Source organism: Scytonema hankhaensis NUACC26, assembly GCF_045865695.1.
Lineage (GTDB): Bacteria > Cyanobacteriota > Cyanobacteriia > Cyanobacteriales > Nostocaceae > Scytonema.
This window is the reverse complement of sequence record NZ_BAACAP010000230.1, coordinates 83,955-106,916: the sequence shown is the minus strand read 5'-3', so window position 1 is coordinate 106,916 and position 22,962 is coordinate 83,955. Positions and strand designations below refer to the sequence as shown.

Genomic DNA, 22,962 nt, shown 5'->3' with positions numbered 1-22,962 from the left:
CTGGTCACTGGTCACTGGTCGCTGGTCACTGGTCACTGGTCACTGGTCGCTGGTCACTGGTCACTGGTCACTGGTCACTGGTCACTGGTCACTGATTGAAGTGTAAAATCGATAAGTACACTAAGCACAGGAACTGAAGAATGCTGGAATTATACCAGTTTGAACTGTCTCAGTACTCAGAGAAAGTGCGTCTGATTCTAGATTATAAGGGTCTGGATTACCGTAAAATTGAGGTAACACCTGGAATTGGACAGGTAGAGTTGTTCCGTTTAACAGGTCAACGGCAAGTGCCAGTACTAAAAGATGGTATTAGGTATATAGCAGATTCTACAGAAATAGCTAAGTATTTAGACTCAGAGTATCCGGATCGTCCCTTACTACCAGCAAACTCAAAGCAACAAGGTCTCACTCTATTAATTGAAGAATGGGCAGATGAGTCAATAGGGGCAAAAAGTCGCAAAGCATTATTTTCTGCAATTAGCCAAAATCAGACTCTTCGCAAATCTCTACTGCCAACTACAACACCAGATATTCTGAAAAGTTTTGTCCAAGGCGTACCTAGCGAATTGCTGCAAATTATGGGTGTAGGAGTTGGATATACTCCTGATGTTATAAAAAGTGCGCTCGCGGACTTAAAGCAAGACTTGGAAGCACTCACTCTATTATTGGCAGATAGTCCATATTTAACGGGAGATGAACCCACACTAGCAGATTTTGCTGTGGCTGGTTTATCGATGTTGTTAAAGTTTCCTGATGGTCCCTACTTAGATTTACCTGTCTCTCTTAGAGGACAGGGAGTCCCTCTATTCGCAGAAAATCCAGCATATGAACCATTTTTTAGTTGGCGAGACAGATTATATGCTCAATTTCGCAAGCCTCTAATAAGTTCCACTCTACCAACAACTCCGAGCGCTCCAACTTCAATTCAAATTGAATAATGGTTAGTGGTTAGTAGTTAGTGGTTAGTGGAAAAATAACTAACAACTAACCACTAACCACTAACTAATAACAAAAATTTAGTGCAAATTATATAGATTACATTTACAATGCAACATATGCAAGAAATAACAATGTAAAAATGAGTTTGGGACAGCCATTAGGTTCAGTTATACAAGGCTCTCTCATAGGGGGATTAGAAGTAAGATTGCACCCCGATATTTCTGTAGAAGATATGCGGGTAGGTAAATTTTTGGTGGTACAAGGGGTGCGATCGCGTTTCTTCTGTATGCTCACAGATGTCTCGTTGGGAATTGCCAATCAGAGAATCATTGCTAACCCCCCTAATTGGGAAGACACTTTTTTACGAGAAATTTTGGCGGGAGGAGGTACATATGGCACGATTACCCTTGCTCCAATGCTAATGTTTACTCCAGAATCTGAAGAATCTTTTTCTCCTACTAACGGGAAATCTGTAAATCCATTCGTTCCATCAACAACGGGTTTGGCATCATTTCAACCTCAAACCAGTACGACGATGGAATTGTTACCAGTAAAAACAATTCCCAGCCACTTTAGCCAAGTGTATGAGGCTTCTGTTGACGATTTTCGGCGAGTGTTTGGTTGGGAAGATGACCCGCAAAGGAAAAACTTTTCAGTGGGAAGACCGCTAGATATGGAAGTGCCAGTTTGTATCGATTTAAACAGGTTTGTAGAACGAAGTAACGGTGTTTTTGGGAAATCCGGTACGGGAAAATCTTTTTTAACAAGGTTACTTTTAGCTGGTACAATCCGTAAAAATGCAGCAGTCAATTTGATTTTTGATATGCATTCTGAATATGGCTGGGAAGCTGTCTCGGAAGGCAAACAATTTAGTACTGTCAAAGGGTTAAAGCAGTTATTTCCCTCAAAAGTAGAGGTATATACTCTCGATCCAGAATCTACAAAGCGTCGAGGAGTTCCTCACGCACAAGAACTTTATTTGAGTTATGACCAAATTGAGGTTGAAGATGTAAAGTTGTGCGCTAGAGATTTAGGTCTTTCGGATGCTAGTATCGATAACGCGAACATTCTCTACGCTGAATTTGGCAAGTCTTGGATTCTTCAATTGTTAAATATGACAAATGAGGAAATCAAGATGTTTTGTGAGGAAAAGCGGGGACACCAGGGTTCCATCACTGCTTTGCAAAGGAAACTTCTGCGACTGGATAATCTAAAGTATATGCGTGCTGCTTGTCCTCAGAACTACGTCAATCAGATGTTGCGTTCTTTGGAAGCAGGTAAAAACATTGTGGTGGAGTTTGGTTCCCAAGCGGATATGCTTTCCTATATGTTGGTGACAAACATGATTACCCGCCGGATTCACCAACACTATGTCAGTAAGGCAGAAAAGTTTTTACAGTCGAAAAATCCCCTCGATAAACCAACTCAATTGATGATTACTATTGAGGAGGCACACCGCTTTCTAGACCCCGCGACCGTACAAAGTACTATTTTTGGTACGATCGCTCGCGAAATGCGTAAGTACTTTGTTACCCTCTTAGTCGTCGATCAACGCCCATCAGGTATCGATAACGAAGTCATGTCTCAGATTGGGACTCGTATCACTGCTTTGTTAAATGATGAAAAAGATATAGACGCGATTTTTACTGGTGTTTCTGGTGCTGGTAGTTTGAAGTCCGTTTTGGCAAAGTTGGACTCAAAGCAACAAGCTTTAGTTCTCGGTCATGCTGTTCCTATGCCTGTTGTCGTGCGAACTCGTCCCTACGATGCTAAATTCTATGAGGAAATTGGCGATACTGATTGGGAGGAAAAGCCAGATACGGAGGTGTTTGCTGCTGCTGAACTCGCTAAGGCAGACCTTGGATTTTAAACAGCGAACAGTGACCAGTAACCACCTGACCAGTAACCACCTGACCAGTGACCACCTGACCAGTGAGCTTGGGATTGATTTTTTATAATACTTTGTGTAGTATATGTAGTATAGATGTTTGGGAATTTGTGATGGACTGCGACATACCCAACCTCGATCTGGTGGCTCAGCCAGGGAATGCCTTCTTTAGAGGCTCCGCCTCTTGTGCTAGGTTGAGTACGGGAGGCTGAGCCTCTGGGAATGCATTCCTAGCCTCTGGCTAGGAACGAGAGAAAACAAGAGAAAACTAGGAACGAGAGAAAACGAGAGAACGAGTGGGGGATCTGAGCAAACTTACTAACCAAGCTAGAACTAATATCTTTTCATCTGTAGTAGGAATGAGTTATAATGATGAACAAACACTTATTGGGAATTTTGAGGGCGGCTGACACTAAGCAAGTCAGAGTTCTAATCGAAAACTAAAGGCTCTTAAATGTGAAAAGTCTGTGTAACACCGTTTTACAGGAGACAAGTCGGCAAAGGTTATGTGAAGGTGTGTCCTTGGAAAAAAGTAAAGAACCACAGTAATGTAGTGCGATCGCTGTATGGACTTATTGAAGGAAACCTTACATAATGCTGAACATCAAGGTAAATTTCACGCTTGAAACCTTTATTCTGACACATAAACGTTTGTAGCGGCTGTCATGTGGCTCGATGGAAGAAAATTCAAAGCCTAACTCTGTCGTTCTCATTGTGGGTGTTGGCGAAGGAGAGTAACTACCAATTCTTAAATTTCTATTTCTAATTCTGAGATTTCGTAACATCCCTCCAAGATAAGAAGCAAATCAGTTCGGTTATCCGGCTATTGGAGGAAGACCGAAACGGGGGTTTTAGAGTCATTATAAATATATAAAAAATAATGCCAGAGTTTTCGTGCAACAAAAACGTTTTGCTTTATAATTGAAAGATTTAACTCCAGCTCTTTACGTTCGACAAAAACTGTCGTACCATAATGTAAGTAAAACTCATATCGACTTCATATTATATCCATTGCCGCCAGGGATTAAGGGAAACAAGAATTCTTGACGATCGCGAAAATGCTTGATAGCACTTCCAAAATGTGGAAAAGATGGGGAACTTACCTTAAGGGATGACCGTCACCACAAAATCTGTATATAACAGTTTGTTATTGGTAGTTTCCTGCATACGTAATAAGGAGTGCATTGCAATCCATTTTTGTCTTCATTATTTATTAACTTTGTTTACGGAATAGAGGAAAACGCACCGATGCCTACAGTTGATGCCCAAACCGAAAACCTTAACGCCAAATTCACGGCTGATATGGTGCGAACCTATCTGCGCGAGATTGGTCGTGTACCACTGTTAACTCGTGAGCAAGAGATTGTCTTCGGGAAGCAGGTACAACAAATGATGGCGCTTATTGAAGCGAAAGAAGCTTTAGAGAAAAAATTGCGTCACGAAGCAACATTACAAGAGTGGGCGGCTCACGTTCGCAAGACAGAAGCTGAGGTGAAGCAAATTGTTCACCAAGGCAAACGAGCTAAGCAGAAGATGATTGAGGCGAATTTACGCTTAGTGGTCGCTATTGCTAAAAAATACCAGAAGCGGAATATGGAGTTTCTGGATTTGATCCAAGAAGGAACTCTAGGATTAGAGCGAGGTGTAGAGAAATTCGACCCAACACGAGGTTATAAGTTCTCAACTTACGCCTACTGGTGGATTCGCCAAGCAATCACAAGAGCGATCGCTCAACAAGGTCGTACCATTCGTTTACCTATCCACATTACAGAAAAACTAAATAAAATTAAAAAAGTGCAGAGGGAACTAGCACAGAAATTGGGAAGATCTCCCTCTCCTGCTGAAATTGCCAAAGAACTCGAATTAGAACCAGCCCAAATTCGAGAGTACTTAAACATGGCACGTCAGCCTGTTTCATTGGATGTCAAAGTGGGCGACAATCAGGACACTGAGCTACAAGAGATGCTCGAAGATGAAGGTCCATCACCAGAGTACTACACCACTCAGGAGTTCTTACGCCAAGACTTGAACAATATGCTGGCAGAATTGACTCCTCAGCAAAGAGAAGTTTTAGCCCTGCGCTTTGGCTTAGTCGATGGAAACGAAATGTCTTTGGCAAAGGTTGGCGAACGCCTTAACCTTAGCCGCGAACGAGTTCGTCAGTTGGAGCATCAAGCTCTTGCTCACCTACGTCGTCGCCGCGCTAATGTCAAAGAATATGTGGCTAGCTAGAAAATGGCGATTGGCGATTGGGGGCTAGGGACTAGAAAAGATGCATTTTCATTCTCTCGTTGTCGGCGATCGCCCATCAATCTCTAGCTAGTATTTGAAAGTCATACATTAGTAGTATTCCTCCTGATTCAGACTGAATTAGGAGGTAATTTTTTATTGATAATTATTTTGACAAATACTCAATTTTAGACTTTACAAATAAGACGTGATGTGTTTTTTATTAAGAAAATGACTCCCTTTTCGCTCAAAAATTACCGCTTGTAGGGTGGAGCAATGCCTACCAATAGTTCACAGCATTGAGAGTACATATCAAATAGATAATTTTCTGTTAGTCCATGCAGGCGGACTTGGTTTGTATAGTAGCGAATTATATTCGCCCAAAACTTTTCAAACATCCTCTAAATGTGGTTGGCATTGCCCACCCTACTACATCCATTTCTGACCTGAATAAGGTGAGCACCTACCTTACATAGATTTTTTGCCTAAAAAAGTTAATCATTCTAGCTCTAAAGGAGAATAAAGAAGGAAATTTGAAAAGTTTTTAGTTCTTATCCGGAATTAACAAATTTGCTTTTGTAGTTTCATCTTGTCCAAAACACACTACCGAATACGAGTCATATACCAGTAGTAGTAGGAATTGCTAAAGATGGATAACTTAGCATTAACAATCCAAAATAAGTAGTAATTTGATTCCTTGATAGAAGATTTTTTTCCTAAATATAAATCAAACTATTGACGGAGACAAATTCATTACAGCTCGAGTACGGTAGATATAAATCATAGAACAAAGAACGCGGAAGTAAACTTTAGTAGGCAAGTAGGGTGCCTAATCATATGAAACAGCAATTTTCTTTACGTCAGATGGGATTTCCCCTTATTGGCTCACTTTTCTTGCTTGGATCTTTTAGTAGCCAAATCAAACCAGCATTTAGTAATGAGTCGGTTCCTGTAAGAGTAACAAATAGTTCGAGACAAGTCAAGTCTTTGACGACCCCAAGTGCTACTCCTCAAAGATTAGTAAGAAACTCTACACCTTCATTAAGATCTCAGATTCCACAAAAGGATGGAATATACTTATATGGTGAATCACCAAAACCCAGTCAACTCGGACAAGGTTACATTGTGTTTGAAAAGCAACAGGGTAAAGTGTTAGGCGCTCTATATACGCCTCACTCAGAATTTAGTTGTTTTAACGGCACTCTTGACTCAAGAGGTGAGTTGGCAATGACCGTAACTAGTTATCCCGGTGACAAAGCTCAGACTCAGATAGCTACTGCAAGTAGCGAGCCTCGTCTTATGGATGATGATGTAGCGCCTACCTATAACCACTCAGTTGTACTGCAAAAATATCATCCCATAAATGCAAGCGCAAACGATCGCCGGATTTTGCAAGCTTGTAAAAACCAAATATGAATCATGAATGATGAATTGTACTTTTCATAATTCATAATTCAGAATTCATAATTAATACTCGATTCCCGGCTGTGCTTTAATGCCTAGGTCTCGAAAAGGATGTTTGATTAACGTCATTTCCGTAACTAGATCTGCTTGTTCAATCAATGCTTGAGGCGCACCCCTACCTGTCAAAATAACGTGCGTATCATGAGGCTTTCGTTCTAATCCGGCTAAAACCTCTTCAATTTTTAAGTAGCCAAGTTTTAGAGCAATATTGATTTCATCCAATAAAACCAACTTGTAATTTGGGTTGCAAATATATTCTAATGCTTTTTGCCAAGCCGCAATCGCTTTTTCGATATCGCGATCGCGGTCTTGAGTTTCCCAGGTAAAACCTTCACCCAAAGCATGAAATTCTAACAAGTCTCCCTGCCAAATACTGAGGATGTTTTTCTCAGCAGGTTCCCAAGCTCCTTTGATAAATTGAATAATCGCCACTTTATAACCGTGACCTAGCGATCGCAACACCATTCCCAGTGCGGCTGTTGTCTTCCCCTTGCCATTACCCGTGTTAACAATAATTAACCCTTTTTCAGTTGACGCTCGGGCAATTCTCTGTTCTTGAATTTCTTTACGTCGCTGCATCTTTTTGCGATACTGCTCTGAGGTTAGGGAAGGATTTTCTCCTACAGAAACATCACTAGTTGTTTCCCAAATTTCATTGGTTGGCATGGCGATCGTCTTGAAATAGTGACTACATTTTATCGAAAGGTTGGAAACATTGCGGTTGAATTACAGATTTTCCTTTGCTGGTTTGGCAATGCCACTACGGACGAGATTAGCTTCTAGTTCCCTAATAAATCTAAAATCTTTTTCTGGTAGAGATTGATTTCCTCCCAAGGAGGGTTGTGTTTCTAGGAAGGCAAACGCTTGTCGAAATTGCTCCGGATTAGTTTCAATGGGAGAGTCAAAGTGACAAGAAATTATCCGTTGAATATCCCAAGTGGCAACTTTATCAGCCCAATGGAGAACTTGTTTAGGTGCTTGGGGAAGAATCAAAGTTTGTAAAATTGGTGCGACAAACGGACGCCCCCCAGATCGTAGGGCATCAAAGGAGTACTTCCAGTTCTCTTGCCATTCAAAGGGAAAAAAACCAAAGTATGCTTTTGCAGAGCGATCTGGTGCTTTAAAAGCATTGCTTACCATCTTTCCCCATCCCAACATTTTCAATTCGCTAGGATGGAAGTAGATAGCGAACAGTGAGATGCGTTGCCATCCTTTACGACGATTTGCTTCGTTATTATCCACCGCTTCCAGAGCGCTGTCCTTGGCATGAAAGAGCAAGGGGTATGGGTCTAATTGAACGATTGCAGGCGGATCTTCTGGGACTGAGAGTATAGTATCAGTCAAGAGTAGAGTGTGCGATCGCTTGTGAAACAGAGCCACTTCTACAAAAGAACCCCTTCCCAAGTTGATGTCCAACACAGCACAATCAAAGTCATCAGCGAAAGGAATTTGACTGCTATTTTCTGGAATAATGTGGGTTCGTTTGGCAGGAAAACCAAGCCAACTCAAAGGTAGGTTGACTGGGAAACTCCACTGATGGGGGGCAACAAATACCTGGGCTTGAGGAAACCGACGGGCAAAGGGACCAACGAAAACTTTATGTTCCAAACCAGAACTTGTTGGTAAAATAATATACTTAACATTGCCGTGCTTTGCCACCAGTTCCTTGACCAAACCTATACACTCCGGAGTTGGAGCAACGGGGGCGTAAATAAAAAGACCACCAGCAGAAAGCTTTATAACAGTCATGCGGATCGGTACAACAGTGTAGAGAGCACCCTGAACTTGTTCGAATGTCCAGATAGTTCCCTCAACGACTTCCCTACAGAGCGTGCGCCTCTTACCATAGGGGTAAAGCGGTACAATAGGCCAAAACGGCCACGACCAATCTTTTGGATTGGGAAAGGTTTCCATTTTTTGCTCCTGTCATTTAATTGATGAAGAATAGATATATTAATTAATTTGTATGAGTCTCAGCCAATCTCACCTCTATCTTTCTCCAGAAGAGTATTTAGAAGCAGAAAAATCGAGCTTTATTAAACATGAGTATATCCAAGGGCGAATCTACGCAATGTCAGGAGCAAGTGATGCTCATGTAACAATTACAACTAATCTTATAGCCCTTCTCAGAAATCATGTTCGTGGTACGGGTTGTCGTCTATACGCTACAGACATGAAAGCCCGCATTGAAGCTCTGAATATTTTTTATTATCCCGATATTATGGTAACTTGCGATCGGAGGGATTTGGATTGTGAGTATTTTAAACGCTATCCCTGTTTAATTATTGAAGTGCTATCGCCTTCTACTGAAGCTTTCGATCGAGGCGATAAATTTATTGACTATCAAGAATTAGAAACATTGCAAGAATATGTCTTAATTAGTCAAACTCGTCAGCGAGTTGATTGTTTTCGTCGTAATCCTGAAGGCAGATGGGTTCTGTATAGCTATAGAGGAAATCAAGAATTACAGTTAATTAGTATCAATTTTTCTTGTTCCCTAGCTGATATTTATGAAGATGTATCTTTTAATTAACTGATAGATTGAGGTTTTAGTATTAGTTTACCCCCAATCCATCAGGGGGACTAAGGGGGGTAAATCTAACTAACAACTAACAATTTAAAGTTTGATTAATCTTATTTAATAATTCTTCCATAGAGATAGAGCGGGGTAAGATTTGACAAGTCACTGAGTCTAAAACAGTCTCTGATGAATTTGCTTGGTTCTTGGTTTTCTGTTTAACAACAGTAGATTTCTCATTTTCCAAGTTCGTAGAATTTAATCGTTGGTCGAGTAGCAACACGGGGGGCAAATCGAAAGGCAATTTTCCCAAGGCTTTTAGGGCTGAGTGAACTTCTTTTGTAAGAGTAGACTCTCCCAAGCAAATCAGGAGCAGATCGATACTTTGGTGACGAATTTGCTGTAGCAGTTCTGCCCAAGAACGGCTCATTGACGCTTTAAAGCCAGCAGTTTGTAAGTACTGAATCAGCGCTTGAAACCACTCTGAACCACGACAAACAGTAAAAGGTTGTAACCCTTGTATTGGGCAAGAGTGATTTTCTCCAAACATACTACTTACAGCAGTTGCCTTTTCTACCTGATAAGTTTTCTTTTGAAGTTTTGTTTCTGGTAAATCTGGGAGTATTGTTAAATCGAGTACTAAGACGCTAGGCGGACAGCAAACTCCTGACGCAATTTGCAGAACAGATAATAAAGTGTCTGTTTTTTTGCCTCCATTTTCCTTTTCTGTTCCTAAAGGTGTTAGACAAGGAAATACGGAAAGCCCCGCTATTTGAGAAGCTGTTTGCGTTGTTGCTACATTACAAGTGACAAGAGGTAGAGCTGCTAACTGGGGGTGGAGATTGAGTTGTTGTAGCAAATTTTCTGCTTCTGGCATATCTACGTCTAGTAAAATAACATCAAATTGCCAAACCCGAGAAAGAAGTTCTGCCTGATCTATATTGTCTACTTCTAAAACTCGATGTTCTTGTAAAAATGGGTGCGAGGTGGGAGGTTTAGATTCGGGATTGACTAATCTTAAAATTCGTAATGGTGTTTTATGTTTAGGAATTTGGGCTTCATCTGGTTTTTGCTTCTTTTCTTCTGGTGCGACGCACAAACTTTCGATCAGTGGTGCTAAAAGTTGATGCTGTACTGGTAAGCTTAAAAAACCATCAGCTCGGTTGGCGAATGCTTGCTCTTTTTCTGCTCCTGTTGCTGTGACGACGACAGGGATATAACGACTGACTTCATCTGACTTCAGTAAGGTTAGCACATCCCATCCCGACAGTAATGGTACTAGAGGGTTGAGGAAAATAGCTTTAGGCTGTAAGCGACGTGCTTTTTCTACTGCTTCACATCCCGAGCGAGCAATGACGACTCGATAACCCAAACCAGTGAGTTGTTCGGTTAAATCTTCTACGTAGTGGGCTACAGCCTCAACAACCAACACTAAGCTGTTGTTGTGGTGAGGGTGGGAATTACCAATTCGGGATTGGTGATGGCGAGTTTTACCCACCGGGGAGGTTTCTGTTGTTGTGCGGACTGGTGGGCTTGGGGAAACAGTGTCATGTTCCCAGTTTTCAGTTTTCAGCCCTTGCTGTTTTACAGTCCCTAATTCCCACTCTCTAGTCCCTACCCCTTTTTGTGGGGGGCTAGGAGGGAGGAGGAGTGTAAACTGGCTTCCTTTGCCTTCGCGGGACAAGAAGCTGACATCACCGCCATGAAGTCGTGCTAACGCTCTGGTTAAGACTAGCCCCAATCCCGTTCCTTCGTATTGACGGGTGAGGGGATTTTCTAGTTGTTGGAATTTTTGAAAGATGAGATGCTGTTGGTGTTCGGGAATGCCAATGCCTGTATCCCAAACTGTAAAAGCAATCCAGCCTTCCCAATGACTAACCCATAATCCGATTTCACCACCTGTTTCTGTAAATTTAAAGGCGTTGGAAAGCAGATGCACTAACATCTGTCGCAAGCGCAATTCATCTGCGACTAACTCATTTAAACCTGGTTCAATGGAAAGGCTAAATTGGTGTTCTCTGACAGATGTTGTTTGGGATTTGGTGTTGATGGGAGTTTTTGTACTTTGGGCATGGATAACTTTTGCTTCGGAAACTGCGCGATCGCAAACCGAGCGAATCGTCACGTTAGACAGAGCGAGTTCCATCTGTCCTGTTTCCATGCGGGTCAAGTCTAGAATATCATTGACCACACTCATTAAATGGCGACCGCTTTGATGAATCAGCCCTGCATAACGGGCTTGACGTTCGTTGAGTTCTCCCAATTGCCGATCGACTAACAACCGCGATAACCCTAAAACAGCCGTTAGAGGGGTCTTGAGTTCGTGACTGATACAAGCTAAAAATTCATCCTTTAAACGATTGAGCTGAATGAGATCGGCATTTTTTGCAGCCAGTTCTTTACTAAGTTGCTGTTGTTCTGTCACGTCGGTTGCTAGAACGAGCCATAAATCATTTCCGAGTTCCGATCCCCGAGTGTTGAGTGATGTTGATTCAACACCCAAAGCTTTTAATTCAGGACTATCTAAGGGGATTTTAGCAAATTGCCAAACTCGTTCCTGACCGTTTTGCACTTCTACAATACAGGTACAAGTCCCCATTTGTCTGTTTAAGAAACATCGCGATGCGGACGTTTCGGGTAATGGTTGCTCTTGAAGGGTAGTAGGTGAAGACGCTAGTTTTTTAGAGTGCGCTCTTTGGCTTTTGGGAATAGATTGGATAACAACAGATGAAAGTTCTTCTTCCATTTTTGGGATACTGTTGTTTAAGGAATGAGCCTTGACAACTGTTTGAGGTGAATATTTCGATGGAGTTACTGCTAGAATTGCCTCCACTTGTCGCCTCACCCCTTCCGGATCTTTTAAAGCCCCTAACTGCTGCCACCATGCTGGATTTTGAGTGATGATTTCACCGCTATTTGTTTGCAACATCAAAGGCCAGGGTAATCGCTCTAGCAATTGTACTAAAGGCTGATGGATTTGTGGATGATGTGGTATGCGCTTTTGATAAAAAGTACGAGCTTTTTCAACGATGGTATCGCGATCGCTATTTTCCTTTGGCGTTTCAAATTGATGGAAAGCCAACCATTTTAACAGGCGTGAGTTATCTACCAGCCCTAAGAATTTGCTATTTGAGTCAATAAGCGCCCAATCTAAATTAGTATTCGCTGGAATTGTTTGAGAACGTAAAAACCCACCCAATTGCTCTATTTGAAATGTAACTGGGATTGTTTGTACTGGTTGCACTAACTCCCTGGCTAGTATTGAGATTGGTTGTTGTAAGTAGGAAAACTTGGATCGTTCTCCAACGTAACCAGCTAGCAGTAATTGTGGTAATAAGCGGGCAGAGTAGAGCAATCCCAGTAAGTATTGCTGCTTATCTAACACAGCAATCGCTTGACACTGTTCTTTCTCAAAAACATCCAGTACATCTGCCAGAGTTACAGTTTCTAAGCAGATGGGTACGGTTGCGATAAAATCATAAAGAGGGTACTTTAGCATTGACATATAGCGTGATAGTCATTCTTCTAGGGAAATCGCCTGTTAACATCGATCGCTAGTTAGCTGCCAATTAAGCCGACGTGTTTGTGTTTGAAGCAGTATCCTCTAGAAAGACACGAGCAGTTCGATTCTTTCCATAAGTTAACGCCTAATTGGCAAAAGCTTGGCTCTTCCTCACAAATCTTTTTGTAGGAGTTAAAAATGGTCAACAAAACGAATAAAGTATAAAGTTTTTCGGTGCAATGGTCAGAATGTGGACTAACTTGATTGACTTTACACTTCCCCCAAATTTGGAGTTGGGTTCAACACCACCAGAGATTTTTGGAACTGATAGCGATCGCTCTTAACAATTATTGCTCCAAAGATTCGTTTTAGAACCTTTAGGAATTATAATGATTTAGATTGCGATATTCGTTTATTTTCGTTTAAGTATCTTATTGTGGAGTGAAGCAAAAAAATCTATATTTAGATAGATGCTACTTATCAATAACCTAAACTGCCGTTATTGGTGTATTTCATTACGTTGCTGTGTTAGCCGTTTCAGGCGGCACAATACACGTATAAAAAAATACAAAATGCCCCAAGTCAGAACTCCAGCAGGTTTTTCAGCAAATGACAGGAGCCGAACAGCAGGCATTATTGCAACAAATCAAATCGGATTACCGTCAAATTCTTATAGAATACTTTACCATCTCAGATAAAACGTTAAACGAAAAAATTGATAAATTTATCAAAGCAGTGTTTTATGCTAATATTCCTGTGCCACAAATTATAGAAATTCATATGGAACTTATTGATGAATTTTCCAAGCAGTTAAAATTGGAAGGAAGGAACGATGAAGCCTTGCTAGATTACCGCCTGACATTAATTGATATATTGGCTCACCTGTGCGAACTCTATCGTTGTTCTATTCAAAAATAGGTTCAAGAAAGCATAAGAGAGTAAGAGCAGGCGGTAAGCAATCCTCTAAATCTTTAGCAATACATTGTATTTTCCAATTCCATGTTTACCTAGAGCCTGTATCCAAGCATATGAAAAATCTTAGAAAAACATACGTTCTCAAGCTTTATGTAGCTGGGAATACACCTAACTCAGTACGGGCATTGAAAGTACTTAAAAATGTTCTAGAACAGGAATTTCAAGGTGTTTATGCTTTAAAAGTGATAGATGTGTTAAAAAATCCGCAATTAGCAGAAGAAGATAAAATATTAGCCACTCCCACACTATCTAAAATACTACCTCCACCTGTTCGGAAAATTATTGGGGATTTATCAGACAGAGAAAGAGTACTTATTGGATTGGATTTACTGTATGAAGAATTAACAGAGGAAGAACACTTTGAACAATAAAGTCACGAGGGCAATGGGCAATGGGCACTCTTGCCATAAATTATTTCTTACTATGCCCGATGTCCTAATTATAAGTCCATCATTCACGGGAAAATCCTACAACCAAACACAAAAATGTCTCTATGTCTCTTTCCTATTTCCCAATCGCCAATCCCCAGTCCCCATTCTCTAGCTAGTGTAGCTTTAGATTATCTACAAGTAAAAGTATGATAGCTTATAACCAGAAAATATCAACAAAGTACTTTATCAATAAAAGCTAGGGTACATCCCTATTTGTAATTGTTAACAATGAGTGAAAAAGGGTACACAGAACCAAGCAAAACACCGACACTTGGAGGTGTAGAAAAAATTCGTACTATGATAGAGGGCTTCGATGACGTGAGTCATGGTGGTTTGCCAGTAGGTAGAACTACTTTGGTGAGCGGTACCTCTGGAACAGGTAAAACTTTATTTTCTCTTCAATTTCTCTATAACGGTATTAGTTATTTTGATGAACCAGGAGTTTTTGTTACTTTTGAAGAATCTCCAAGCGATATTATTAAGAATGCCTGTATTTTTGGTTGGAATTTACAACGCTTAATTGATAATGGGAAGTTATTTATACTTGATGCTTCTCCCGATCCAGAAGGACAAGATGTAGTTGGAAACTTCGATTTGTCCGCTCTGATCGAGCGCCTACAGTATGCTATACGTAAGTACAAAGCCAAACGAGTATCTATTGATTCAATAACAGCAGTCTTTCAACAGTATGAAGTTGTAGGAGTCATACGGCGGGAAATATTTCGTCTTGTTGCACGTCTTAAGCAACTGAGTGTCACCACAATCATCACAACAGAGCGAACTGAGGAATACGGACCAGTTGCTTGTTTTGGTGTAGAAGAATTTGTTTCTGATAATGTGGTGATTGTACGGAATGTTTTAGAAGGAGAACGCCGTCGTCGCACAATTGAAGTTCTCAAATTGCGCGGTACAACACATATGAAGGGCGAATATCCTTTTACAATCACGAATGAAGGAGTAAATATCTTCCCATTAGGAGCAATGCGCTTAACTCAACGGTCTTCTAATGTGAGAGTCTCTTCTGGAGTTAAAACCTTAGATGCAATGTGTGGAGGTGGTTTCTTTAAAGACTCAATTATTTTAGCAACAGGAGCAACGGGTACTGGGAAGACTCTGCTGGTTAGCAAATTTTTGCAAAATGGCTGTATTAATAACGAACGAGCCATCTTGTTCGCTTATGAAGAATCCCGCGCTCAGTTGTCCCGTAATGCCTCTTCATGGGGTATTGAGTTTGAAGAATTAGAACGTCAAGGTTTACTAAAAATAATTTGTACTTATCCCGAGTCAACTGGTTTAGAAGACCACTTGCAGATTATAAAGTCAGAAATTGCTGAGTTTAAACCGTCGCGTATTGCCATTGACTCTCTTTCCGCTTTAGCACGAGGGGTAAGCAATAATGCATTCCGCCAATTTGTCATTGGTGTGACAGGTTACGCAAAGCAAGAAGAAATTACAGGCTTCTTTACCAATACAACAGACCAGTTTATGGGTTCGCACTCAATTACAGACTCTCATATTTCTACAATTACTGACACAATTTTAATGTTGCAGTATGTAGAAATCCGGGGAGAAATGTCGCGGGCAATTAACGTATTTAAAATGCGAGGCTCGTGGCACGACAAAGGGATTCGCGAATACAATATTACAGCCGATGGTCCCGAAATTAAAGATTCTTTCCGGAATTACGAACGGATTGTCAGTGGTGCTCCTACCCGCGTTACTATCGATGAGAAAGCAGAACTTTCTCGCATTGTCAAGAGTTTTCAAGACGAGCGGAGTTCTGATTCCTAAAATTTGGTTTCGTCGTATTACGATTCTCAAACTTAGCATCGTGATATATTGTTGTTTTGTGGTGAGAAAGGGTTTCTGCCGCTATATTTTTGTGTGAGGGGATGCGGTGAAAGGACAGACAATTTTTTATAGTTTCTTACCCAGTGTGACAGTAGCAGTATTATCCACTCAAGCTATCCTAGCTAATACTGCACAAGCCACTGGTATGAGGTATGTTACCTCGCCGAACGTCTTCTCTTCGCTCTACGAAGACACTTCGGTTGCAATTAACATCAATTCTCGATTAGCGACTGCTATTAATAACAGTGCGGCATCTCAAGGGATGCCTTCCACAAAAAACGCAGTCGGTATTGTAAGGTCTGTAAGTGATGGTGGTGAAGTCGTATTGACCGGAAAAACTGGTGTACCAGTACGACGAATAGCAGGGAAGGTTCAAGGTGTACTTTTAGAATTTAAACCTACCCTAAAGCAGGTCGCTTTAATTAAAAAGATTCGTTCTGCTTCTAATACTCAACAGCAAAGTCACCCAGTAATTATTTCAGAGGGAGAACCAAAACAGAACGAGATAAGCCAGGTACGGCTTGCGCCAAGGGCGATAGCCGAGTACGGCTTGCGCTTCGCGATCGCATCTGCTGTTGAGAACTCAAACCCTGCTCCCTCAGTCTTGGAAAAAACACCATTACCTGCTAAACAGCCCATTACAGAGAAGAAAAATACAGATTCACTAGTTTTATCAAAACCTACAGAAACGGCTAAGACCAGGAAAGTTTTAGAAATCGCACAAATGCTGGAGAAAGTAGAATTTTGCCCGCGATCGGGAAAATCCTCGGTTGGGCGTTCTGCTTCTTTACTTCTGAAATCTTCTACCTGTGCGCCAAATACTACGGCTGTAAATCGATTAGCTCGAGCTGAGGTAACTGCTCAATCACCTAGTGAGTCAGTGAATGTCAAGCAAGATGCTTCTACGACACGCTCGCCCAGCGAAGCAGTTAATGTAACGCAAAATAGTAACTCTACTACACCTAGTACACCAGCAAATTCAATTTTTCGAGGCTTCATACAAGTTCCCGATTATCTCAATCCCAACCCAAATCCTTTGCAGTTTCCAACAAAGCCAGAAGAAGTTAGGATTCGAGGAACTCAGCCTATCACGCTAAATCAAGCTATAGAACTGGCGCGACGCAATAACCGCAATTTACAAGAGGATTTACTCAGGTTGGAACAAAGCAGATTTACTGTTAGAGAAGCGCAAGCTGCTTTGCTTCCCTCCGCTGGTTTGAGCGCTGATATTACCAGGAGCGGTCCGGGTTTTGCAGAGCGACAGCAAAATCCTCTGCTTCAGAACCAAAGCTCAAGTACGAGCTTTGGAGCGGGCGCACAAATACAATACAATATCTACACTTCAGGAAGCCGAGGAGCTAGTATTAGAGCAGCAGAGGAACAATTAAGATCGGCTGAATTTCAGGTGGAAGCCCAATCTGAAACGATCCGTCTCAATGTCACGACTCAATACTACGACCTGCAACAGGCTGATGAAAACGTTCGTATCAACCAGTCTGCTGTGACAAACGCTCAAGCCAGTTTGCGAGATGCTGAAGCTCTAGAACGGGCTGGTGTTAGTACTCGCTTCGATGTTTTGCGATCGCGGGTTAACCTCTCAAACGCCCAACAACAGCTCACAAATTCTCTATCGCAACAGAGGATTGCCCGCCGTCAGCTAGCACAGACCTTAAGTTTAGGGCAAGGAATTGATATTAGTGCAGCAGACCCTGTAAAATTGGCAGGTTTGTGGAATATCCCATTAGACCAAACTATTGTGCAAGCGTTTCAAAACCGCCCCGAACTGCAACAGAGCCTAGCACAACGCAATATAGCCGAGCAACAACGGCGATTGGAACTAGCACGGCTTGGTCCTCAATTGAGTTTAGTAGCTCGATATAACACCACAGACCAGTTTGACGATAATCAAAGTATTCAGGATAACTACTCCTTAGCCGTCAACGCCAGCTTAAACTTGTATGACGGAGGAGCCGCAAGAGCCAGGGCTAATCAGCAAAGAGTGAACATCCGCATTGCTGAAAATCAATTTGCCGATCGGCGCGACCAAATCCGCTTTGAAGTCGAACAAGCATACTCAGATTTGCAAGCTAACCTAGACAACGTTCAAACAGCAACCACTGCTGTAGATGAATCGAGAGAAGCCCTTCGTCTAGCACGTTTGCGCTTTCAAGCAGGTGTAGGGACTCAAACTGAAGTCATTGATGCTGAAAACGACTTAACCAGATCGGAAGGTCAGCGATCGCAAGCCATTTTGGAATATAATCGTTCTCTAGCTCGCTTACAGAGAGCAATCACTGCAAGAGCAAGTAGAAATCAGTGACCAGTGACCAGTGAACAGTGACCAGTTGATCCCCACTTATAAAGTAGGGGATTTGAAAAATTTCTTGTGGAACGGGCGTCCCGCCCGTTAGCGAGAGGGCAGGCGAGGACGCCCGCCCCACAATTCCGAAGAATCTATTTCTTGGATATCCCTAACAAATCATTTTTTTGTAAAGACGCGCTATGGCGCGTCTTCACGTATCAAAGAACATTTCCTACTCCCTACCCCCTACTCCCTCATCTAAACTACAATACCATCATAGAATAGTGTCATTTTTAGCCCGGTAAATATAACTCTGATGACAAAAGTTACAGCAAAAGAAATTGCACAATTTCGATCGCAATTAGCAGAAGACCCCATAGCAATGGAGACACTGGACTTAATTGAGGACTGTGAGGGGGATTTAGAAGATGCAGCGATGACCTTGGCAATTCGCTCCGGTCAAGAACCTGAAATCGCTAATTCCGAGTGGTTGGAAGATTTAGCTAAGAGATGGCGTTCTGTAATTTGTCAACAAGAGTTTCGAGACGACTTACTCAATGACTCTATTTCAAGTATGCTAGCTCATCTAAAAACAATGCCAACATTTCCTGGAATGCTAGCGACACCACTTTTAATGTACGTATTAAAACAAGGTGTAAACAATTTTTGCGAACCCCTTGACTTAGTAACCGATAACCCCATCACATCGTAGAAAACACCACTACTGGTAAGCTGTTTATAAGAGTAGAATTATTAAACCTAATTTTAGAACATGAATTACCTTGTTGCTGTTTTACCAGATCGCATCCAGGCAGAAGCAGCGTCTGTTGCTTTAGAAAAAGAGGACATAAAAGCTACAATTTTAGGTAAAGGTTATAAAAGTGCCGATGAGTTTGGCTTAATCGATCCTAACGAGCAAGCCCAAAAGCAGGCAACATTTATGGCATATTGGCTAGTACCATTTGGTTTTTTTGCTGGTACTGGTTTTAGTGTTCTTACTGGTTTAGACACCTTTGCTTGGGCGGGCGCGATTGGCAATCACATTATTGGCGGACTATTAGGTGCTGTTGCTGGTGGTATGGGTAGTGTATTTGTGGGTGGAGGAGCAGGTTTAGTTTTCGGGAGTGGTGACGCTTTACCTTACCGCAACCGTTTAAACGCTGGCAAATACTTAATTGTCGTTCAAGGTCCGGAAAATATAATTCGTAAAGCAAATCGTGTCTTGCGTCCGTTTGAACCAGAAAACATTCAAGACTATGCGGATTCAACAATTCGTTAGTAGGTTGGGTTGAGGAACGAAACCCAACATTTCATCGAATTATTGGGTATTATTTCGTTCCACCCAACCCATACAATACATTTGGCAATTTAAAATTTACTTTATAAATAACTTTTCATAATGTTACCAAGAGAAGAAATATTAAAAGGAATTGAAAATCGAGATAGCGTAGCTCGTGTTATCGATTTAGCGGAACAAGCGATTAAGACTTGGGAAGTCGTCTGTAGCGACTTTCTCTCGCCACCAGAGTTAGCTGAAGTTCAGCAGAGTTTTAGCCGTTTAACAGAAGTCCAGTTGGTGGCTTGGGGTGGATATCCACAAGCCGAACGTCAAAGAGTCGCTATTTCTCGTTCGGAAATACCCCTAGAGCGATCGCAAGTCGCGGTTACTGCTTTAGACATAGCAGGAAATTTTCTCTTTGATACAGCCACTCATCGCGATTTTCTTGGCGCAATGCTAGGAACTGGAATTGTCCGTGAAAAAACGGGAGATATTATTGTGTTGGGCGAACGCGGAGCACAAGTTATTGTTGTGCCGGAGTTGGTAGAATTTTTAGATATGAATCTCAAGCAAGTGCGATCGGTTCCTGTAAAAGTTCAGCCTGTGGATCTTAGTGAGTTGAAAGTTAGAGAACCCAAGAAGAAGGAACTGACAACAGTTGAAGCTTCCATGCGACTAGATGCGATCGCCTCTGCTGGTTTTGGAATGTCCCGTAACAAGATGGTTGAGTTAATTGATGGTGGAGATGTCCGTGTCAATTGGAGAGAAGTCACTCAACCGAGTGCTCAAGTTAAGACAGGGGACTTAATTGCTATACGCAGCAAGGGAAGACTAGAAGTTGGAGAAATTGCTGTAACCAAAAAAGACCGCTATCGAGTGCAATTGACGAGGTTCATGTAAATTATGAATTATGAATGCTGAAATTTTCATAATTCATAATTTATAATTCATAATTCTGCTTAAACTGTTTTTCCAAGAAAAAAAGCAAAGTTTGACGAGGAACAAAGCGGGCAAATTTGCTAATAAAGTGAGTGCTAAAACCGCCAATAACGACAGTAGAATAGCCCCTTTCTAGAGCTTTTAAAGATTCGCGCACCACTTCTTCAGAAGTTGACATCCCACTAGTTTTAGCTGCTAAGACTTGGGGAAATTTAGCCTCGGCAAAAAAGTTTGTCTCAACTGGTCCCGGACAAACTACTAGTACGCGCACGCCATAAGGTTTATTTTCTGCCCAAAGTGCCTGACTAAAATTGAGAATAAACGCTTTGCTAGCTGAATAAACAGAAACATATGGTATTGGTTGAAACGCGGAAAGAGAAGAGACATTAATAATACTTCCAGAACCGCGTAGCCGCATTCCTTGTAAAAATCTATGAGTTAGATCGACTAATGCCAGAACATTTAACTGTAGGATTTTGAGGTGTCGTTCTCTATCTCGTTTAGTAAAGTCACCATAGTCCCCAAAACCCGCATTGTTAACTAACATATCTACTGTTAATCCCTTTTGAGTGACTGTATTGAAAACAGTATCAGTTGAGCCAGGTTCTGTGAGATCCGCAGTAATAATATCTACTTGAATATTATGTTTTTCTTGTAAGTATTTAGCTAATTGGTTCAGCTTTTCTTCCGAACGAGCAACTAAAACAAGATGCATATTGCGGGCTGCTAATTCCTCTGCAAAAGCTTTACCAATCCCACCAGAAGCACCAGTAATTAAAGCAGTAGACATTTTAGAGCTTAGAATATTTTTTTAACCATTTTATAGATACTAACAATACGAAAAACAAGTTTTAACCATCTAGAGTTATATACCTCAAAGATTGCGATCGCTCATAAATTTCCCCGTAGGGTGGGCATTACCCACCATTTGATATTGGTGGGCAATGCCCACCCTACTGTATTTTTTCTTTGAAAAATGGGAAGACTAAGCTTAATATATACCAAATATTTATATGTACCGTCTTAACAATCGAGCCTTTAGAATCTTGCGTGATGAAGCTAAAAGATGTAGTAGCAATGATGAAGTGAGCAGAATAGAGCGACAAATTTGCATGAAGCGTCTGGAAAAACTTCGTCACGAAAAAGGCGAACCAGCAGATTTTGATGAACTTCGAGAGGCAGTGATAGATGTCTACCCGCAATTCAGCGAAAAGGTTTTAAAACAAGCTGTGAGAGCAAATCAACCATCGGGCTTTTTCAGTAAAGTCAAATGGGTAGCCATCCTGATGACAAGTGCAGCCGGAGTACTGTGGGCGGTTAATTTGCCCTATCCCATGATTCGCTGGCCAGTTGCTAGAAGTGCGCCAATACTTCTATTACCTAGTTTTATAGGTATGGATTATCACTATAAAGGAGCAATGAACTCTGTTGAGCAAGCAGACCAATTGGTTAACAAAGCTACCAGCTTAGATGATATTAAGCTAGGTGCAGGCAAAGTCAAACAAGGACAACATCACCTCGATAACTTACCAATATGGTTTTTGGGATACTATCCCGAAGCTTATTGTAGTTTGTTCAGTTGCACTTGGCGTTTCACTCTAGATGAGTTTGAGCAAGCTCGACGTCATATAGCACGTATGGAAGCCGTGGTTTTTCAAGAAGAAAATGCTTTTAAATCTTTGGAACGATCGGAACAAGCGCTTCAGGTTGCCAAGCAAGAGTACGAGCAGGCGAAGACTGTACAAGATCAGAAGAAGTCGCGCTCCTCAATTCAAAAAGAAATTGACCATTTAGAGCAGATTCCCAAACAAACATTAGCAGGAGAACAAGCACAAACAAAATTAATTGCTTACAAGCGCGATTTTGGAGAGTTTACCGTTGCTGTTATCGATACCGATAACGGTCAAACAGGTACATTAATAGAAGCTGCAAAAGTATTTGCATTACAAGCGGCACAAGCATCACAAAATCCTCCACATCCAGCACAAAAGTGGCAGCAAGTAGAACGCTTGTGGACAGAGGCAATTAACCGACTTGAAGATATTAAAGTCAATGAACCTAATTATTTAGAAGCGCAAAAGCTACTGGCACAGTATCAAACAAACTTAGGAATTGTGCAACTCCGACGAGAAACAGAAAGCGAGTCAAAAGAAATTCTCAAGCAAGCAAACGAACAAATTCAGAGCTTGATTGCCTCCCCTCCCTCAGCACCCAATCAGCTAAAAGCTGAGATCCAAGGAGTTATCAACCAGTTGAAAACTGTTAAACCAGGGACTACTGGTTACGCGGATGCCCAACAGTTAATAGCTTCAGCGAACAATAAACTCAAGCAAATCCAGGCAAAATAGCCCCGTTTACCTCTCATGGTCACTGGTCACTGTTATGATTGGACTTGCCAAGTTAGAAAACGGCGTGTTATACTCGTTCAAGTCCTTAAGGACGTATAGCTCAGTTGGTTAGAGCGCTACGTTGACATCGTAGAGGTCACTGGTTCGAGTCCAGTTACGTCCATTTTATAATGTCCTTACCAACGCTTGCTACGATGTCAACGTAGCGCCCCAACCAACTTGTTTTCTCTCAATTTTCTCTCACCTCAATCCAATGTATCCCGAAAACAGTAAATAGGGGTATTAACTCGACTTGAG

Annotated in this window: 16 protein-coding genes, 1 tRNA gene and 1 pseudogene; 14 read left to right on the top strand and 4 right to left on the bottom strand. The window is 41.5% G+C overall.

What is annotated here, in order from left to right:
- Positions 1 to 140 precede the first annotated feature (140 nt).
- The 4 genes from ACKTT2_RS35130 to ACKTT2_RS35115 all read left to right on the top strand — a co-directional run bounded on the left by ACKTT2_RS35130 (position 141) and on the right by ACKTT2_RS35115 (position 6,472).
- Complete coding sequence (locus ACKTT2_RS35130; protein WP_407895526.1) at positions 141 to 938, top strand: glutathione S-transferase family protein; 798 nt, start codon at positions 141 to 143, stop codon at positions 936 to 938.
- A gap of 140 nt (positions 939 to 1,078) precedes the next feature.
- Positions 1,079 to 2,809, top strand: coding sequence for a helicase HerA domain-containing protein (locus tag ACKTT2_RS35125; protein WP_407895524.1), 1,731 nt, complete (start codon positions 1,079 to 1,081; stop codon positions 2,807 to 2,809).
- Between the two features lie 1,266 nt (positions 2,810 to 4,075).
- Positions 4,076 to 5,059 carry an RNA polymerase sigma factor, RpoD/SigA family gene (locus ACKTT2_RS35120; protein WP_407895523.1) on the top strand — a complete coding sequence of 328 codons (984 nt, stop codon included), beginning with the start codon at positions 4,076 to 4,078 and terminating at the stop codon, positions 5,057 to 5,059.
- 834 nt (positions 5,060 to 5,893) lie between these two features.
- Positions 5,894 to 6,472, top strand: a complete 579-nt coding sequence (locus ACKTT2_RS35115) for a hypothetical protein (RefSeq protein ID WP_407895522.1) — start codon at positions 5,894 to 5,896, stop codon at positions 6,470 to 6,472.
- Positions 6,473 to 6,523: 51 nt separating this feature from the next.
- Here the strand turns inward: ACKTT2_RS35115 and cobO are convergent, their stop codons facing one another.
- Positions 6,524 to 7,186 (bottom strand): cob(I)yrinic acid a,c-diamide adenosyltransferase, encoded by a 663-nt coding sequence (cobO, locus tag ACKTT2_RS35110; protein WP_407895520.1) that lies wholly within the window; start codon positions 7,184 to 7,186, stop codon positions 6,524 to 6,526.
- 60 nt (positions 7,187 to 7,246) lie between these two features.
- Complete coding sequence (locus ACKTT2_RS35105; protein WP_407895519.1) at positions 7,247 to 8,434, bottom strand: DUF4336 domain-containing protein; 1,188 nt, start codon at positions 8,432 to 8,434, stop codon at positions 7,247 to 7,249.
- Positions 8,435 to 8,486: 52 nt separating this feature from the next.
- Here ACKTT2_RS35105 and ACKTT2_RS35100 point away from each other — a divergent pair, with 52 nt between their 5' ends.
- Positions 8,487 to 9,053, top strand: coding sequence for a Uma2 family endonuclease (locus ACKTT2_RS35100; protein ID WP_407895517.1), 567 nt, complete (start codon positions 8,487 to 8,489; stop codon positions 9,051 to 9,053).
- A gap of 76 nt (positions 9,054 to 9,129) precedes the next feature.
- Here the strand turns inward: ACKTT2_RS35100 and ACKTT2_RS35095 are convergent, their stop codons facing one another.
- Positions 9,130 to 12,537 carry an ATP-binding response regulator gene (locus tag ACKTT2_RS35095; protein ID WP_407895515.1) on the bottom strand — a complete coding sequence of 1,136 codons (3,408 nt, stop codon included), beginning with the start codon at positions 12,535 to 12,537 and terminating at the stop codon, positions 9,130 to 9,132.
- A gap of 591 nt (positions 12,538 to 13,128) precedes the next feature.
- On the opposite strand from ACKTT2_RS35095, the pseudogene ACKTT2_RS35090 reads away from it, so the two are divergent.
- The 7 genes and pseudogenes from ACKTT2_RS35090 to ACKTT2_RS35060 form a co-directional block, all read left to right on the top strand.
- Positions 13,129 to 13,458 (top strand): annotated as a pseudogene (locus ACKTT2_RS35090) (phosphatase RsbU N-terminal domain-containing protein); the annotation flags it as partial.
- A gap of 110 nt (positions 13,459 to 13,568) precedes the next feature.
- Complete coding sequence (kaiB, locus tag ACKTT2_RS35085) at positions 13,569 to 13,886, top strand: circadian clock protein KaiB (RefSeq protein ID WP_407895513.1); 318 nt, start codon at positions 13,569 to 13,571, stop codon at positions 13,884 to 13,886.
- A gap of 288 nt (positions 13,887 to 14,174) precedes the next feature.
- Positions 14,175 to 15,737, top strand: a complete 1,563-nt coding sequence (gene kaiC, locus ACKTT2_RS35080) for a circadian clock protein KaiC (protein ID WP_407895512.1) — start codon at positions 14,175 to 14,177, stop codon at positions 15,735 to 15,737.
- A gap of 106 nt (positions 15,738 to 15,843) precedes the next feature.
- Positions 15,844 to 18,117: a TolC family protein gene (locus tag ACKTT2_RS35075; protein WP_407895510.1), complete on the top strand. Its 2,274-nt coding sequence runs from the start codon at positions 15,844 to 15,846 to the stop codon at positions 18,115 to 18,117.
- Between the two features lie 298 nt (positions 18,118 to 18,415).
- Entirely contained in the window at positions 18,416 to 18,811 is a 396-nt protein-coding gene (locus ACKTT2_RS35070; RefSeq protein WP_407895508.1) for a hypothetical protein, read from the top strand.
- A 60-nt stretch (positions 18,812 to 18,871) separates the two neighbouring features.
- Complete coding sequence (locus ACKTT2_RS35065; RefSeq protein WP_407895506.1) at positions 18,872 to 19,378, top strand: hypothetical protein; 507 nt, start codon at positions 18,872 to 18,874, stop codon at positions 19,376 to 19,378.
- A gap of 120 nt (positions 19,379 to 19,498) precedes the next feature.
- Complete coding sequence (locus ACKTT2_RS35060; protein WP_407895504.1) at positions 19,499 to 20,278, top strand: photosystem II electron transport protein, Sll1252 family; 780 nt, start codon at positions 19,499 to 19,501, stop codon at positions 20,276 to 20,278.
- Positions 20,279 to 20,318: 40 nt separating this feature from the next.
- Here ACKTT2_RS35060 and ACKTT2_RS35055 read toward each other — a convergent pair whose 3' ends face one another.
- Entirely contained in the window at positions 20,319 to 21,107 is a 789-nt protein-coding gene (locus tag ACKTT2_RS35055) for an SDR family NAD(P)-dependent oxidoreductase (protein WP_407895502.1), read from the bottom strand.
- Positions 21,108 to 21,330: 223 nt separating this feature from the next.
- On the opposite strand from ACKTT2_RS35055, the gene ACKTT2_RS35050 reads away from it, so the two are divergent.
- The gene (locus ACKTT2_RS35050; protein ID WP_407895501.1) at positions 21,331 to 22,665 is read left to right on the top strand and encodes a hypothetical protein; all 1,335 of its coding nucleotides are present in this window, start codon (positions 21,331 to 21,333) and stop codon (positions 22,663 to 22,665) included.
- 89 nt (positions 22,666 to 22,754) lie between these two features.
- Positions 22,755 to 22,828: transfer RNA gene (locus tag ACKTT2_RS35045), tRNA-Val, on the top strand.
- Positions 22,829 to 22,962: the final 134 nt, after the last annotated feature.

Bases quoted from the DNA above. Each gene is read 5' to 3' on its own strand.
- ACKTT2_RS35130 (WP_407895526.1), top strand. From the start codon at position 141: ATGCTGGAATTATACCAGTTTGAACTGTCTCAGTACTCAGAGAAAGTG.
- ACKTT2_RS35125 (WP_407895524.1), top strand. From the start codon at position 1,079: ATGAGTTTGGGACAGCCATTAGGTTCAGTTATACAAGGCTCTCTCATA.
- ACKTT2_RS35120 (WP_407895523.1), top strand. From the start codon at position 4,076: ATGCCTACAGTTGATGCCCAAACCGAAAACCTTAACGCCAAATTCACG.
- ACKTT2_RS35115 (WP_407895522.1), top strand. From the start codon at position 5,894: ATGAAACAGCAATTTTCTTTACGTCAGATGGGATTTCCCCTTATTGGC.
- cobO (WP_407895520.1), bottom strand. From the start codon at position 7,186: ATGCCAACCAATGAAATTTGGGAAACAACTAGTGATGTTTCTGTAGGA.
- ACKTT2_RS35105 (WP_407895519.1), bottom strand. From the start codon at position 8,434: ATGGAAACCTTTCCCAATCCAAAAGATTGGTCGTGGCCGTTTTGGCCT.
- ACKTT2_RS35100 (WP_407895517.1), top strand. From the start codon at position 8,487: ATGAGTCTCAGCCAATCTCACCTCTATCTTTCTCCAGAAGAGTATTTA.
- ACKTT2_RS35095 (WP_407895515.1), bottom strand. From the start codon at position 12,537: ATGCTAAAGTACCCTCTTTATGATTTTATCGCAACCGTACCCATCTGC.
- kaiB (WP_407895513.1), top strand. From the start codon at position 13,569: ATGAAAAATCTTAGAAAAACATACGTTCTCAAGCTTTATGTAGCTGGG.
- kaiC (WP_407895512.1), top strand. From the start codon at position 14,175: ATGAGTGAAAAAGGGTACACAGAACCAAGCAAAACACCGACACTTGGA.
- ACKTT2_RS35070 (WP_407895508.1), top strand. From the start codon at position 18,416: ATGACAAAAGTTACAGCAAAAGAAATTGCACAATTTCGATCGCAATTA.
- ACKTT2_RS35065 (WP_407895506.1), top strand. From the start codon at position 18,872: ATGAATTACCTTGTTGCTGTTTTACCAGATCGCATCCAGGCAGAAGCA.
- ACKTT2_RS35060 (WP_407895504.1), top strand. From the start codon at position 19,499: ATGTTACCAAGAGAAGAAATATTAAAAGGAATTGAAAATCGAGATAGC.
- ACKTT2_RS35055 (WP_407895502.1), bottom strand. From the start codon at position 21,107: ATGTCTACTGCTTTAATTACTGGTGCTTCTGGTGGGATTGGTAAAGCT.
- ACKTT2_RS35050 (WP_407895501.1), top strand. From the start codon at position 21,331: ATGTACCGTCTTAACAATCGAGCCTTTAGAATCTTGCGTGATGAAGCT.